This is a genomic window from Nostoc flagelliforme FACHB-838 (assembly GCF_014698065.1).
Taxonomy (GTDB): domain Bacteria; phylum Cyanobacteriota; class Cyanobacteriia; order Cyanobacteriales; family Nostocaceae; genus Nostoc; species Nostoc flagelliforme_B.
Map to the genome: position 1 here is coordinate 1 of NZ_JACJSI010000140.1, position 15,751 is coordinate 15,751.

Sequence of the window (15,751 nt, forward strand, 5' to 3'; positions counted from 1 at the left end):
TTATGAACGACTACCAGAAACCTCTGAGACTTTTATTTACATTGCGATGATCCGGATTATGGTCAGGCGACTGGCATAATTTTTAACTCGCTTCGACTTTTAAAACATCCTCTAAGTTTGTTTACTCTATTGATGAGTAATATGATTCTAAACTTGTTTTTATCCTGCATCATCTTTTGGTTTATCCGTTTTTTGAGAAAGTTGTAAAATAAAATATGGCAATTAAAAAGCATAATATACAACTAAATTTTACTGAAGTTGATACTGCTACCTTAGAGAAAGTAAAGCGTAGACTGTCTCCCCTTCTGTTTATTTTTCTGGGCTTTTTACTGACGGGAGTAGGAATATTAATCTGGTATTTTCTCTCTTCACACTCAGAAACTAACACGCTGCGAGTAAGCGGTCGGATTGAAGGCTATGAAACTGATATTGGAGCGAAAGTCGCAGGTCGAATAGAGTCCGTAGCGGTGCGAGAAGGCGATGCAGTCCGTAAAGATCAAGTGATTGTGAAGTTAGATGACGCAGAAATTCAAGCACAACTTCAGGGTGCAGATGCCCGTTTAGATTCTATCCGCAAACAAGAAGAACAGGCGCGTTTGCAAATCAAGATATTAGAAAGTCAGATTATGGAAAATCAGCTTTCTTTACAACAGGCGCGAGGAGATGCTAAAGGTCAGATTTTTCAAGCTGAGTCATCGGTTGCTTCAGTTCAGGCGCAACTAAATCAAGCGATTGCTCAAGTAGAGCAAGCCAAATCGGAATTGAAATTCGCGCAAATAAATCGCGATCGCTACACTAAATTGGTTGCCCAAGGAGCGGTTGCCCAGCAACAATTTGATCAAGCCAAAACAAGCTTTGAAACTGCCCTTGCTACCCTCAAATCACATCAAGCATCGGTAGATTCTTATCGGAAATTAGTCAATTCTGCCCAAGGACAATTAACCCAAGCCCAAAGCACAGGCTTAAATCCTTCTATCCGTAACGCTCAACTAACTGGGTTACGCACCCAATTGGCACAGACGCACTTAAAATTAGCCGCAGCTCAAGCTGATGTCGCCAATGCCAAAGCTTCCCAGCAAGAAACTAAAGCCCAGATTGCTTACCTAAATGTGAAAAGCCCAATTGAAGGCGTAGTCATCAGCCGGAGTGTAGAACCAGGAGCAGTTGTTACCACTGGCAAAACCCTGCTCACAGTGATTGATCCCAAAACAGTTTATTTACGTGGTTTTATCCCCCAAGGCGAGATTGGAAAACTGCGAGTTGGTCAGTCAGCGAAGATATTTCTGGATTCAGCACCTAAAGAACCCTTAAGTGCTAAAATTGCTGCCGTTGACACCCAAGCATCTTTTACCCCTGAAAATATTTATTTCCAGCAAGACCGGGTTAAACAAGTTTTTGGCGTTAAAATAACCATCGACAACCCCAATGGATTCGCCAAGCCAGGAATGCCGGCGGATGCTGAGATTAGCATCACAACAGAAGTAAAAAAATGACCGAATAAAGGCAGAGGGCAAGAGGCAGGAGGTTATAGAAAATAATTCTTCTCTCTGCCAAGAGGGTTTCAGAGCAAGTAAATTTATTTATGAACAAAGATAAAAATATTTTTTCCGAGATATGTAGTGCTTTTGAAAAGGTGTCCTTATTACTATACCTTTGCCATACTCCAATCCCCCAATCCAAAATTCTATGACTACCATCGCGTCATCTGCTGATCTGGGTGATTCACTAAGTCATCCCCAAATTAGTGCAGAAGTAATTCAGGTAAAAGGTTTATCCAAACGTTATGGAAAATTAGTCGCGGTTAAGGGAATAGATTTTGCCGTCCAGCAAGGAGAAATCTTTGGTTTAATTGGCCCTGATGGTGCGGGAAAAACCACGACCTTCCATATTTTGGGTGGGGTAATGGAAGCATCTGCTGGCAATGTCCAGATTTTAAAAAAACCACCCCGCGATGCTCGTCTAGCAATCGGTTATCTGACACAGCAATTCTCACTGTATCTCGACTTGAGCATTGATGAAAATCTGCATTACAGTGCGGGACTGCGTGAAGTTCCCGAAAAGCTTTTCTGGCAGCGTCGCCATAAATATCTGCGATTAATGAGTTTGGATAAATTTGGCGATCGTTTGGCTGGTCGTCTCTCTGGTGGGATGAAACAGAAATTAGCTCTGTGTTGTGCTTTGATTTCCCAACCTGAAATTCTCTTATTGGATGAGCCAACGGCAGGAGTTGATCCTGTATCGCGCCGGGAGTTCTGGGATGTCCTCGCCGCCATTGCATCGGAGGGAGTGACAGTGGTTGTGGCAACACCTTATTTGGATGAAGCCCAAAGGTGTGATCGCATCGCCTTAATGTATGAGGGAGAAATTCAGCAAATTGGTACGCTTTCCCAGTTGCGGGAGACTTTAGGTTTAAAACGTTTGGAAGTTCGGACTAATCACATTGAAGCAGCTGAACAAGTATTGCACGAGGCGATAAGCGACAAACAAACATCAATTGTCGATGTGCAAACCTTCGGCGATCGGCTGGATGTGCTAGTTAAAGATGCAGCGATCGCTTCAACAGCAGTTCAGAGAATTTTCAATCAGCAGCGACTACAACTTGACAGCATACAAACTGCTGATGCCACTCTAGAAAACGTTTTTGTTAGCCGCCTGCGTGCAGCTGGTAATGACCCAGAATTTATTCCTTTTCCCCGAACTAAAATTGAGGTGAAAAGACAAAAGGCTGAGTTACCACTTACTCATAACTCAGCACTCCGCACTCATTACTCACCCATTGCTATTGGTGCAAATAAACTGAGAAAAGTTTTTGGGAACTTCCAGGCGGTTAAAGGTGTAGATCTGGAAGTCCGCTATGGTGAAATTTACGGTTTACTCGGAGCAAATGGTGCAGGAAAGACGACGACAATCAAGATTCTCTGTGGCTTATTAGAACCAACATCAGGGAAAATTTCCTTAGCTGGACAAACTCAGAATCTCCGTAGCAGAGACGTGCGTCAACACATTGGTTACATGAGCCAAAAATTTACCCTCTACAATGATTTAACTATTATCCAGAATCTGGAATTTTACTGTGGGGTTTATGGTGTACCAACTCGTTGGCGTCGCACCAAAATAGATTGGGTACTTGCAACTTGTGGCTTAGTCGGAAAAGAAAATCTGCTTACAGGACAACTACCAGGAGGATGGAAGCAACGAGTCGCTTTTGGTGCTTCTGTGATGCATGAACCGAAAATTTTATTTCTAGATGAACCGACATCAGGAGTAGACCCCTTAGCACGTCGTCAGTTTTGGCGGTTGATTAATGAGTTCGCCAGATCAGGTACAGCAGTGCTGGTGACTACCCATTATTTAGAAGAAGCAGAACAATGCAACTGCATGGGGTTTATGGTGGCGGGTGAAGTGGTAGCGCAAGGTTCACCTAGTGAGATTAAAGCTTCTCAACCTGGTCAGATCATAGAAATAGTGACTGATAAAACTCAAAATAGTTTGAATTTACTTAAAACTCAATTAGCACCGTGGCGAGTTTCAATTTTTGGTGATCGCTTACACCTTGTTCTTGATCATCCTGACATAGAAATCCCTCATATCCGCTCACTTTTACAAGCAGAGGGGATAAACTTTCACTCTCTACGACTTATTCCCTTTTCCCTTGAAGATTCATTTATTGGTATTGTGCAACGTGCCGAAGAAGGGTCGAAGTAGCCATTCGCTGCTGGTTGTCGTCTGCTGCGCGTGTGAACCACCAGCCAGTGTCAGTTTGCCCTACTTCGCCCAGTTTTACGTCGTTGTGGTAAATGCCGTCGTCCAGGATTTCGTAACCGTATTTCTCCCATTCGTTGAAAATCTGCGCCATGACTTCGTTACCAGTGGTAGAAGAGGACAAGGAGCAGGGTGCGGGGTGCAGGGGGGCAATTTCTTCTCCCTTGCTCCCTGCCCCCTGCCCCCCTGCTTCTTCTTGCACTGGCAGTGTGCCATCTTTGTAGTGAGTGCAGATGAAGCGATCGCAACGCATTAAAGTGTTGGCACGGAATACTTCTTTGTCGTTGACCATGACTACCCAGCGTTGCGTTAGGTGGTCGTCGTCATGGCTGATGCTGGCTACCAGTTTGTCATCAGCATAATATTCGTGATGGTCAAACGAGATTTCGACTATTCTGAGGGGTTCGGGAGCTACAACTTGGGCTTGGTCAGCGATGTAGCTGTTGAGTTCGGCTTGGGCGAGGGCTTGTTCGTCGGGAGCAGCGAGAGTGAGTTTCTGAATCTTGCTTGCCTGATAGTTAACAATGGCACAAATCCAGTCATCCTTACACCGTTTGTCACTTACTTCGACTGTGCAGGCGATTTCGCTGTAGATTTGCTTGAGTCGGGCAATCGATTTCAGTTGCAGCTGTTGATGGCTGTAGATTTGGTATGTCATGATTAATAAGTTCCTAGCGGGACAGAAAGCGCTCTAGATTCGCAGTCCGGGCGCTTTCTTTGTATTTACACTGTATCCTCTTACTAGACATTTTGTCAAGTGTCACTCTACAATTTACATAGGATCTACGAAATGATTGAATAGAGAGGATTGTTCATGTCTATAGATGTGCAAATAGAACGGGTTATACGGGTTGATGCCCCTGGCATCGGAGCAAGAATTAAAGAAGCCAGAGAGCGAGATCCACGATCGGTAGAAGAATTGGCAAAAGCGGCCGATATGACTCGTGCTAATTGGTATCGGATTGAACGTGAAGAAAATGATGTTTTACCAGAACCAACCCTTCGCAAAATTGAAGAAGTTTTAGGGGTGGATTTTGGAGTGCGTTTTGATGATTAATCCTACCAGTGTCATTCCCTTTACTCTGTCTTCAGTTTTTATTGACGAGTTATTAGTAAAGGCACTGCGCTTGGTGCAATCGCAGTTAAGTCCCACACTCAAAACCTATTTGCAATCGGCTCTAAGCAAATGCCACTGAACCAGAAAGAGGTGGAAAAATGAATAAACCACCCCGTAAGCACAACAAAGCCACCTCTGCTTCATCCAGTGATGACACGCCACCAGATAACCAAGACCTTGAAGAAAACCCAGCTACAGCAACAATTACAGTTACTGCTGTTGAAGTAACAGAGTTGACAGAAGAAGAACAGCGTGATCGCCCGCACTTGGAGAAGAAAGTGGAGCGGGCGTTTTTTGAAGCAGGCAAGGCTTTAATAGAATTACGCGATCGCAGATTATATCGCTCCACGTACAAAACCTTTGATGAATACTGTTTAGACAGGTTTGGCTACAATCGTTCCCGTTCTTACCAGCTAGTTGATGCGGCAGTTGTTGTGGACAACTTGCAAAAATGTCCACAAATTGTGGACATTTTGCCGACAGCAGAGGGACAAGTTCGACCCATGACAAAGCTTGAACCCCAGGAACAGCAAGAAGTGTGGCTAACGGCAGTAGAACTTGCTGGCGGAAAAGTGCTAACTGGTAGAATCGTGAAAGATGTTGTGCAGCGCATCATGGAAAGGACGAAAGTACCTAATACCTACCAAATCGGCGAAGTCTGCCAAATTCTTGTCAAAGACAACCCGGAACTCAGAGGCAAGGGTGGCTGTTGGGGGATTGTTAACGTAGTGAATGACTTTAGTTGCAGCGTGAGAATGTGGGATAGCGAGTACGCCGTTGGCTTGCAGCACCTGAAGTCCTTCAACTACCTGCCTGCCGAGTGTCAGCAGATGCAGGTGATTTGCGATCGCATCAGTCGGGTGTATTCCGATTTGCTGGAGGAGACAGTCAAAAGCCTGTTGCAGTTGTTGGGGAAGGTGAATCGGCCTTATCTTACTGCTGTGGAAGAGAAATTATTGACGCTTCTGGAGTCGGAGTATGGGAGAATACCCTGAACAATTTTGGCAATTTGGCATCCAATGGCTTTGGGTTGCAGTTTCAATGGAGATATCACCACAATGGGACAGCGAAGAAGTTGTACGAGGGATAAGGCAAAACTTTCCGCAACTAGTGTCCCATGCTACGCCAGTTGTCAAACCAGTGCTGTAGAAACGCTCTACATAAATTGATACAGCGCTCAATAGAGTTCAGTTAAGGCTCTGCAACTGGTTAGAAATGAACAAAACCAAATAGAACCTCAGAAGATGAAAAATGTAGATAGCTGGATTGCTGTATAGTTTGGATTATGCCAGATTATAGTCTTAAGAGTTGCTCTATGATCGCTCTACCTGGTATTGCTATCCAAAACAAAATATACGAAAGTTCCAGTTCTCTAGTGTATCGGGGCATCAGAGACGATGGAGTACGGATCGTCGTAAAAATGCTAAAGCTTGATTATCCCTCACCTCAAGAACTAACCCGCTACAGACAGGAATATAAAATTACCCGTTCCCTGAATCTGGAAGGAGTTGTCAAGGCATATAGCCAGCAAGACTATCAAAGGACTCTAGTGATTCTCTTAGAAGATTTTGGGGGAGAGTCCCTAGAGCAATGGATGCACAAGCGCCCAGATATATTCTGCCCCATGCCTTTATCCACTTTTCTAGGTTTGGCGATCGCTCTGAGCGACATTCTGGGCAGAATCCATGCAGCCAATATCATTCATAAAGATATCAACCCTGGAAACATAGTCTTTAATCTGAATACTGGCGTTGTCAAAATTATTGACTTTGGGATTGCCACCCAATTTAACCGCACGAATCCGACTTTTAAAAGTCCTCATGTATTAGAAGGGACACTCGCATACTTATCTCCAGAGCAAACCGGGCGGATGAACCGTTTGCTCGATTACCGCACTGATCTTTACTCCCTTGGTGTGACGTTCTACCAACTGCTAACTGGACATCTGCCATTTGAAACAACGGAAATCCTTGAGCTAGTCCATTGTCATATTGCTAAACAGCCACTTCCACCTCATGAAATAAATACAATGATTCCCAAGCTAGTTTCAGATATAATTCTGAAACTAATGGCAAAAAATGCAGAAGATCGCTATCAGAGTGCCTGGGGAATTAAAGCGGATTTAGAAATCTGTGTTCAACAATTAGAAGAAATTGGTCAGATTGATAGCATTCAACTTGGTTTGCAAGATGTTTGCGATCAATTTCAAATTCCCCAAAAATTGTATGGGCGGGATAGAGAAGTTGCAATGTTATTGGCAGCGTTCAATCGCGTCGCTTCTTTACCAAATAATTCAGAAACGACTTCACAAAGGGAACAAACGGGCAACCCAAAATTTCAAGTCGAAATAATGTTGGTATCTGGCTATGCTGGCATTGGAAAATCTGCGTTAGTGCAAGAAATCTATAAACCAATTATCCAGAAGCGTGGCTATTTCATCTCTGGTAAATTTGATCAATTCGGGCGCAATATTCCCTACAGTCCGATCGCAGATGCTTTGCAAAAGTTGGTACAGATAATGAAGTAAATCCAACACACCCATTAGCATTAATGCTAGAGAGACTGCGAAAACAAGGTGCAGTGCTTCAGGAAATTATCCTAACACCATTAACTCTCAAGCCGTTGGGTCAGTTGATTGCCGAGACGCTGCATCGGAATGCAAATACCGTTCGTCCGTTAGCTAAGTTGGTATTGCGTAAAACCCAGGGCAATCCCTTCTTTGTCAGTGAATTTTTGAGAATGTTGCATAGCGAAAATTTATTGACCTTTGACCCCCCTCAATCCCCCTTAGTAAAGGGGGGTGGCAGTGGAACATAGCTCAGATCCAAGCTCAAGATATCACTGATAATGTTGTAGAGTTGATGCTTTACAAGTTGAAGAAGCTACCAGAGAATACACAGCAAGTTCTCCGGTTAGCTGCTTGCATCGGTACTGAATTTAATTTAGATACTCTATCGATTGTTTGTGAAAAACCACATGAAACGGTTTTTCAAGATTTACTAACAGCCATACAATTTGGATTAATTCAACCACTATCTCAATTAGATGAAAACTTGTTAATTCAAGAGTATAAGTTTTTGCACGATCGTGTGCAGCAAGCCTCATACACCTTAATCGATGATTCGAAAAAACAAATTGTTCACTTACAAATTGGTCGCAATCTCTTCGAAAAAACTTTGCCGGAGCGACTATTAGACCGACTGTTTGAAATTGTCAATCATCTTAATCATGGAATTGAGCTTGTAACAGATAAAGCCGAACGCAATGAAGTTGCTAGATTAAATTTAATCGCAGGTCAGAAAGCAAAAGGGGCAATCGCTTATAGCATGGCAAAAACCTATTTAGACGCAGGCAGAGCATGGTTAGGAGTATCTAGCTGGCAAACCAACTATGACCTGACTTTGGAATTATATGTGGAGAAAATAAAAGCTGCGTTCTTGAATAGTGAGTTTGAGCAGGTGAATTATTGGGCAGAAACCGTTCTACAACAAGCCAATTCTATTTTTGATACCGTGAAGGTTTATGAAGTCAAAATTCAAACTGAAATCGCACAGAACCAGCGATTGAAAGCAGTCAATACCGGATTGCAAGTTTTGCAGCAACTAGGGATTAGTTTTTCCGAAGAGCCAACTCAGTTTGATATTCAGAGAGAATTAGACGCGATCACATCCTACATTAGGGAAACACCCATTGAGGACTTAGTTCATTTGCCGGAAATGACCAATCCGGACAAATTGGCGGCGATGCGAATCTTATCAAGTATCACGATTGCGGCCCATAATGCCACTCCTGATTTGATGCCCCTGCTTGTATCTAAACAAGTCAGCTTATCAATTCAATACGGCAATGCATTTGTATCTCCCTTTGCATATGCTACCTATGGCTTCATTCTTTGTAAAGAGGTCGGAGACATTGAGGCTGGCTACGAGTTTGGACAGCTTGCTTTAAAGCTGTTGTCACAGTCGAAAACCCATTCAGAAAGAGCTGGAACATTGTTGTTCATAAATCATTTCATCAACCACTGGAAAGAACATACTAGAGAATCACTGGAGCTATTACTAGAAGCTTATCAAAGTGGATTGGAAACTGGGAATTTAGAGGCTGCTGCCTATTGCGCTTATACTTACTGCTTTCAACTTTATGTTAGCGGAAAGGAACTTGTGGAGGTTGAACGCAAAACGGCGACCTATAGTGAAGCAATCCGTCAAATCAAACAGGAAGCACCACTCATTTGGTCCCAAATATTTCATCAGGCTGTTTTAAACTTAATGGGATGCTCAATAAATCCAACCCGTCTCATTGGCGAATCCTACAATGAAGAAAATAGCTCGCCACAAACTGAAGCAGCAAACAGTGGAATTGCAGCCACTGTATATTTTCACAAATTTGTCCTATGTTATCTATTTTCTGAATATGCTCAGGCAGTTGAAAACTTAGTCTTAGCAGAAAGTTATTTGTTCCTCGGTACAGGGTCACTCGGTGAGCCTCCGTACTACTTCTATGACTCTCTAGTAAGACTCGCAATATATCCCCGAAGCAGCACTCAAGCAAAGGAGGAAATCCTTGGAAAAGTTGCCCTTAGTCAGGAAAAAATGAAACGATGGGCACATTATGCGCCTATGAATTGTTTGCATAAATATCACTTGGTTGAGGCAGAAAAAGCACAAGTTTTGGGTAAGTTGCTGGAGGCAGAAAAATTTTACGAACAAGCGATTCAAGGAGCTAGAGAAAACGAATACATCCAGGAAGAGGCGTTAGCATACGAATTGGCTGCCAAGCATTATTTAGCGCGAGGTCTGGAAAAGTTTGCCCAGTTCTACATGAAAGAAGCTCACTACTGTTATGAACGCTGGGGAGCAATGGCAAAGGTTAAAGATTTAGAAACTCGTTATCCTCAACTATTTTCTCAGTCGTCTAACGTAGTTTCTACACCAGTTCGTACCACGACTGAAACCTCCTCAAATACCCCACATACTGCTCTCGATTTAGCGACAGTGATGAAAGCAGCTCAAGCAATTTCAAGTGAGATTGAACTGGAGCAGTTGCTCAGTTCGTTAATGCAGATCCTCATTGAGAACGCAGGTGCCCAAACCGGATGTTTGCTTTTAGAGAACGCAGGCGAATGGAGAATCGACGCTGCTTGTGAACTAGTTGAAGGTGAAAGTGTTTGCACTGCCCGAGTGCTGCAATCGACTCCAATCGCAAATCGTTTACCTGAATCAATCATTCATTATGTGATTCGGACTTATGAGTCGGTCATTCTCAATGATGCTACTCGTGAAGGTAATTTTATCAATGATCCCTATATTCAACACCACCAGACTCAATCAGTCTTTTGTTTACCACTGCTCAATCAAAGCAAGCTTATCGGTGTGTTGTATCTAGAAAATCAGTTGGCAACTGGGGCATTTACACCGGAGCAATCGCAACTTCTAAATCTACTTTCTACGCAGGCAGCGATTGCGATCGAAAATGCCAAACTCTACTCAAAGCTCCGTGCTAGTGAAAGTCGAATGGCTCAATTTCTAGAAGCTGTGCCAGTGGGAATTAGCATTGTTGATGCAGTTGGCCGCGTTCATTACGTTAATCAACGGGGTGTTGAGCTAATGGGTAAAGGAATTGATCCTACCGCGACACCGGATCAAATTTCAGAAGTTTATCAATGCTACGTGATGGGAACAGACCAAATTTACCCAACACAAAGACTACCAGTCGTTCGAGCATTGAGTGGCGAACGTACTACTGTTGATGATCTAGAAATTCACCAAAACAATAAGACTATTCCCGTTGAGGTTTGGGGCACTCCAGTCTTTGATGAACAGGGCAATGTAGCTTATGCGATCGCAGCCTTTCAAGATATCACCGAGCGTAAGCAAGCAGAAAAACTGTTAGCCGATTACCACCAAACATTGGAACAACGAGTAACTGAGCGGACTCTGCTCCTTTCTCAGGAGATTGAAGAGCGTCAACGAGTTGGAAACGCCCTGCGCCAGAGTGAAGAGCAACGCAGACTGACAATGGACTTTACCTACATCGGTAGTTGGAACTGGAATATCGTTGAGAATACAACACATTGGAACAATAACCACGCTCGATTGCTGGGGTTAGTACCCGGTGAAGTTGAGAGCAGCTATCAGGCATGGCGCGATCGCGTTCATCCAGAAGATATTCATCGGGTCGAGCAAGCTGTTACAGCAGCTCTAGCAACTCATACCGATTTTGAAGCGGAATATCGAGTGATCTACCCGAATGGTAATATTCACTGGTTAGTTGGCAGAGGTCGAGGCATTTATAACGCAGTCGGACAGCCTGTGCGAATGCTGGGTGTGATTCTTGATATTAGCGATCAGAAACGCGCCGAAGAAGCCTCAATTCTGGAAGAACGCAACCGCATGGCACGCGAAATTCACGATACACTAGCACAGTCGTTTACGGGTGTTATCATTCACGCTAGAACTGCTGCGAATAAGATAACAGTAGACCCTCAAAAAGCTCAGGCTCACCTAGCTCAAGTCCAGAACTTAGCTCAAACTGGGCTCTCAGAGGCACGCCGCTCTGTAGAGGCGTTACGCCGTCCCTACTTGTTAGAAAATAGTGATTTACTCAGCGCTTTCAAACATCTGACAAGTCAGCTAGAATCATCCACTGGTATAACAATTATGTGTGAAGCCATCGGCATCCCCTATCTGCTACCCTCTGAGGTGGAGAATAATTTACTTAGAATTGGGCAGGAAGCATTGACTAATGCTCTTAAGTATGCACAAGCAACTGAAATTCGTGTTGAACTAATCTACCAGTCCACGCAGTGCATATTACGAATTAAGGACGATGGGCAGGGATTTGCAATTGATCGAGATTCTAGTCACAATGGCTTTGGTTTATTAGGTATGGTAGAACGTGCCGATCTGATTAGGGCAAAGATCCAGATCCAGAGCGCTCTTGGACAAGGAACAGAAATTGCGGTGTCCGTGAATCAGCAGGAAAAACTGTCATGAGTCAACTTAACGCCATTCGTGTTCTGGTTGTAGATGACCACCCCGTTGTACGTCAGGGTTTGGTTGCGATGCTGGAAGAAGCGCCAGATATCCTTGTTGTTGGACAAGCTGGGAATGGTCAGGAGGCAATCGCTGTCTTTCGTCAAAAACAGCCAGATGCGACTTTGATGGACTTGCGAATGCCCCAGATGGATGGAGTCGCTGCGATTACTGCCATTTGTACTGAGTTTCCTGCTGCCCGGATTATCGTATTGACAACTTATGAGGGCGATGAAGACATTTATCAGGGATTGCGGGCAGGGGCTAAAGGGTATTTACTCAAGGATGCGGAGCCAGAAGAATTGCTCTTTGCGATTCACGCCGTTCACAAAGGACACAAGCACATTCCACCCCGCGTCGGTGCCAAACTTTTAGAGCGCATGGCAAGTCCAGAATTGAGTGATCGCGAGTTAGAGGTGCTTCAACTCATTACAACGGGCAAGAGTACCCAAGCCATTAGCAAAGCTCTATATATTACTGAACGCACTGTCAATTTTCATATCAATCATATTTTAAGTAAGCTGGGTGTGGAGGATCGCACTCAGGCTGTGATCGTTGCATTAAGGCGGGGTATTGTTAGCTTGTAGCGTCATACCTGTCAAATTTGTCAGTTTATCAGCTGTCAAATTTATCAGATGATCAACTGAAGTTTTTCTCAGCGACAAAATCGAGTCAACCCTCTAAATTGAGTTTATACAACAGATAACAGAGCGACATCGGTTTACCCAATTGTGAAAAAAGTTTCATTCATAGCAATCATCTGTCTTTACCTGCTGCACTCCTTTCCTTAGAGGTGCTTTCATGAGTCTTGGTGATTATAATCGGTTGCTTGTGCCGATTTCAGAACAAGATCATATTCAGGGATTAGTGAGTACTTCAGTGACACTCGTCCAATATGGTGACTACCAGTGTTCCACTTGTGGCGAAACTCACCAATTAATTAAAGCAATCCAGCAACAGGCTAATGACTTATGTTTTGTATTTCGCCACTTTCCACAGCCGCAAATACATCCTTATGCTCAACGTGCAGCTGAAGCAGCTGAAGCGGCAGCCAGCCAAGGTCAGTTTTGGCAAATGCACGACATTTTGTTCACCTATCAACAAGCGTTAGGAAACGGCGATCTTGTGGAGTATGCCAATAATCTAGGACTCGATATTCCCCAATTTCTGCAAGATATATCCTCTCAAGTACACATAGCGCGTATTAATCAAGATATACAAAGTGGATTACACAGTGGAGTAACAGCTGCCCCAGCTTTGTTTATTAATGGAATTCGATATAGCAATCGCTGGAACATTGAGCAGTTGATGGCAGCTATTGTCACAGCAAGGCATTAATGTTCTTGGCGTTTAAAAAAGAGAGGGTAAGCAGTTATGCAAAGAAGAACCAGTTTTGAAAGTAAGGGTCTAAAGTGTTCCGTCACCTTTTACACTCCGGATCAAGTCACATCCGGTGAGCGCTGTCCGGCCATTGTAATGGCTCATGGAATTGGCTTGACCAAAGAAATGGGATTACCGCAGTTTGCCGAGAAATTCGCTCAAGCTGGGTTTGTAGTTTCGCTGTTCGATTATCGCTATCAGGGTGCTAGTGAAGGAGAACCTCGCGGACAAATGCTTCCTACAGAGCAACATGAAGACTTTCGTAATGCTATTACCTGGACTCAACTACAAAGCGAAGTTGATCCTGAGCGCATAGGTTTGTGGGGCTTTTCTTATAGCGGCGGTCACGCGCTGCATCTGGCTGCATTCGATCCCCGCGTGAAAGTGATCGTAGCACAGATGCCTACGGTGAATGCATTTCTCATCTCCCGCCGTGTGGCTTCCCCACTTCAACTGGAAGAACTCACAAAGATGGTTTCACTTGATCGGGTAAAACGGTATCAAACCAAAGAGGTGAGTTACCTCCCTTTAGTTGCTCCACCTGGTGAACCCAGCTTCCTTGCGACACCCGACGCATTCACTTGGGTTGAATCGAACAAAAGCGCAAGTGAAGGAAGATGGGAGAATCGGATAACCTTTGAATCGATTGAACACTGCCTCTATTACGAACCGATTCCTCACCTCGAAGCAATCTTTCCCACCCCGCTATGCCTGATTACGGGTGAGAAAGACTTTCTTTCACCTGCCGACATAACCGCCGATGTCCATGCGCGTGCGATGGAGCCGAAGTCTCTGACAATCTTAAAGGGCGGACACTTTGACGGTTTCCAAGGCGAAGGCTTTGAGATTGCCAGTACAGTTGCGTTGAACTGGTTCGAGAAATATTTGAAGCAGGTTTGAAAGTTCTTTTTGGCTGTAAATCATTGAGTTTAGCTACGAATAGTCAAACAAAAGTATTCGTGATAAATATGACAAAAACCATTTTGATTACAGGAGCCTCCTCTGGACTGGGTAAAGCCACTGCACGCTTTTTCACCCACGAAGGTTGGAACGTTGTGGCTACAATGCGGCGGCCGGAGGAAGAACGAGAACTTGTCCAGCTCCCCAACGTACTTGTCACATGGTTGGACGTTCAAGATCGCATCAGCATTACTACAGCAATCGAGGCTGCGATCGCTCGATTTGGGAAAATAGACGCTTTGGTCAATAATGCTGGCTTTGGACTCTTCGGGTTGTTCGAGGCGACACCACGCGAAAAGGTAGTGGAGCAATTCAACATCAACGTCTTCGGGGCCATGGATGTTATGCGTGCGATTTTGCCCCATTTTCGGCAAAACAAAGGCGGCTTGCTCCTCAATATAAGTTCGGGAGCTGGCGTATTCACGCTGCCGATGCTTTCGCTATATTGCGCCAGCAAGTTTGCACTCGAAGGTTTCATCGAAGCACTTTCCTACGAACTGGCTTCGCAGAATATTGTCGTGAAGCTTATCGAACCTGGTGGCATAGCGAACACCAAGTTCGAGCAGCGTAGCGGTGCCGAGGCTGTACATAATGCCACGATTCCTGACTACGATCACTTCGTCACGTATACCAACGCTGTTTTTGAGGGTCTTCGAGAAGTGCGCCAAGCCACAGAGGAAGACGTTGCGAAGGTAATTTACCAGGCGGCAACTGACGGCACGGATTGTTTGCGCTACGTAGCAACGGAAGACATTAAACCGATGGTGAAGGCGCGGCGGGAAACCTCTGAGGACGAATATATTGCCTTCATGCGAACTCGCTTTGGTGTAAAAGTGCAACCTGGATATACTGTCTAATAATTCTCATGCAACGGACTGCCGGAAGTTGTTGTCATAGTGCAAAGGTTATTTGCAACCGCTCAAGCAAACCATCCCCTAATCTTTAATCCCACAACAGGAGCTTAATAATGACCACGTTATCTGGAAAAGTCGCACTCGTTACAGGTGGAACATCAGGGATTGGTAAGGCAGCGGCGATCGCACTGGCTCAAGCAGGAGCAAACGTCATTGTTGCAGGTCGTCGGCAAGCTGAAGGCGAAGAAACCATTCGCCAAATTCAAGTGATCGGTGGGGATGGCTTTTTTGTCGCGACAGATGTTTCTAAAGAAGCCGATGTGCAAGCTCTGATTGAGAAAACGATGGCACGCTACGGACGGCTCGACATTGCCTTCAACAATGCTGGAGTGGATCCAATACGGTTCGGTTAAGAATATTTGTAGGTTGAGTTGAACGAAGTGAAACCCAACAAACCCCGCAAAATGTTGGGTTTCGTTCCTCAACCCAACCTACACATTTTTATTTTTTGGGCTTAACCGAACCGTATTGATTGTTGATGCTTTAATGTGTCCTTACCGTATTGGTGAGCGGGTCAGGGTTAAAAAGTTACTACGGTCTGTGACACAAGGAATGTTATTGATGTGGGACAGAGGGTTACATTC

14 protein-coding genes and 1 pseudogene are annotated in these 15,751 nt (G+C 44.4%); 14 read left to right on the forward strand and 1 reads right to left on the reverse strand.

Going from position 1 to position 15,751, the window contains the following annotated elements:
* The first annotated feature begins 215 nt into the window (after window positions 1–215).
* Together H6G97_RS33155 and H6G97_RS33160 are read left to right on the forward strand one after the other, a co-directional pair.
* On the forward strand, window positions 216–1,493 hold the full coding sequence (locus H6G97_RS33155) for an HlyD family secretion protein (RefSeq protein WP_190944691.1): 1,278 nt from the start codon (window positions 216–218) through the stop codon (window positions 1,491–1,493).
* Window positions 1,494–1,686: 193 nt separating this feature from the next.
* The gene (locus H6G97_RS33160) at window positions 1,687–3,705 is read left to right on the forward strand and encodes an ATP-binding cassette domain-containing protein (protein ID WP_190944692.1); all 2,019 of its coding nucleotides are present in this window, start codon (window positions 1,687–1,689) and stop codon (window positions 3,703–3,705) included.
* Here H6G97_RS33160 and H6G97_RS33165 read toward each other — a convergent pair.
* On the reverse strand, window positions 3,665–4,420 hold the full coding sequence (locus H6G97_RS33165; protein WP_190944693.1) for a hypothetical protein: 756 nt from the start codon (window positions 4,418–4,420) through the stop codon (window positions 3,665–3,667). The genes H6G97_RS33160 and H6G97_RS33165 overlap by 41 nt on opposite strands.
* A gap of 156 nt (window positions 4,421–4,576) precedes the next feature.
* Here H6G97_RS33165 and H6G97_RS33170 point away from each other — a divergent pair, with 156 nt between their 5' ends.
* The 12 genes and pseudogenes from H6G97_RS33170 to H6G97_RS33215 form a co-directional block, all read left to right on the forward strand.
* Complete coding sequence (locus H6G97_RS33170) at window positions 4,577–4,819, forward strand: helix-turn-helix domain-containing protein (protein ID WP_179070305.1); 243 nt, start codon at window positions 4,577–4,579, stop codon at window positions 4,817–4,819.
* Window positions 4,820–4,977: 158 nt separating this feature from the next.
* Entirely contained in the window at window positions 4,978–5,874 is an 897-nt protein-coding gene (locus tag H6G97_RS33175) for a hypothetical protein (RefSeq protein WP_190944694.1), read from the forward strand.
* Window positions 5,858–6,028: a hypothetical protein gene (locus H6G97_RS33180; protein WP_190944695.1), complete on the forward strand. Its 171-nt coding sequence runs from the start codon at window positions 5,858–5,860 to the stop codon at window positions 6,026–6,028. The genes H6G97_RS33175 and H6G97_RS33180 overlap by 17 nt, the downstream gene beginning before the upstream one ends.
* A gap of 166 nt (window positions 6,029–6,194) precedes the next feature.
* Entirely contained in the window at window positions 6,195–7,406 is a 1,212-nt protein-coding gene (locus H6G97_RS53210; RefSeq protein ID WP_242055550.1) for a serine/threonine-protein kinase, read from the forward strand.
* 23 nt (window positions 7,407–7,429) lie between these two features.
* Window positions 7,430–7,696 (forward strand): hypothetical protein, encoded by a 267-nt coding sequence (locus tag H6G97_RS53215; protein ID WP_242055552.1) that lies wholly within the window; start codon window positions 7,430–7,432, stop codon window positions 7,694–7,696.
* A gap of 44 nt (window positions 7,697–7,740) precedes the next feature.
* Window positions 7,741–11,874 (forward strand): PAS domain-containing protein, encoded by a 4,134-nt coding sequence (locus tag H6G97_RS33185; RefSeq protein ID WP_242055553.1) that lies wholly within the window; start codon window positions 7,741–7,743, stop codon window positions 11,872–11,874.
* Window positions 11,871–12,500 (forward strand): response regulator transcription factor, encoded by a 630-nt coding sequence (locus H6G97_RS33190; protein ID WP_190944696.1) that lies wholly within the window; start codon window positions 11,871–11,873, stop codon window positions 12,498–12,500. The genes H6G97_RS33185 and H6G97_RS33190 overlap by 4 nt, the downstream gene beginning before the upstream one ends.
* Window positions 12,501–12,714: 214 nt before the next feature.
* Window positions 12,715–13,251, forward strand: coding sequence for a DsbA family protein (locus H6G97_RS33195; RefSeq protein ID WP_190944697.1), 537 nt, complete (start codon window positions 12,715–12,717; stop codon window positions 13,249–13,251).
* Between the two features lie 36 nt (window positions 13,252–13,287).
* Window positions 13,288–14,193 carry an alpha/beta hydrolase gene (locus tag H6G97_RS33200; RefSeq protein ID WP_190944698.1) on the forward strand — a complete coding sequence of 302 codons (906 nt, stop codon included), beginning with the start codon at window positions 13,288–13,290 and terminating at the stop codon, window positions 14,191–14,193.
* Window positions 14,190–15,110 carry an SDR family oxidoreductase gene (locus H6G97_RS33205; RefSeq protein WP_199349815.1) on the forward strand — a complete coding sequence of 307 codons (921 nt, stop codon included), beginning with the start codon at window positions 14,190–14,192 and terminating at the stop codon, window positions 15,108–15,110. Before H6G97_RS33200 ends, H6G97_RS33205 begins: the two co-directional genes overlap by 4 nt.
* 110 nt (window positions 15,111–15,220) lie before the next feature.
* A complete protein-coding gene (locus H6G97_RS33210; RefSeq protein WP_338421887.1) occupies window positions 15,221–15,520 on the forward strand; it encodes an SDR family NAD(P)-dependent oxidoreductase in 300 nt (99 codons plus the stop codon).
* 109 nt (window positions 15,521–15,629) lie between these two features.
* A pseudogene (locus tag H6G97_RS33215) lies at window positions 15,630–15,751 on the forward strand (IS4 family transposase); the annotation flags it as partial.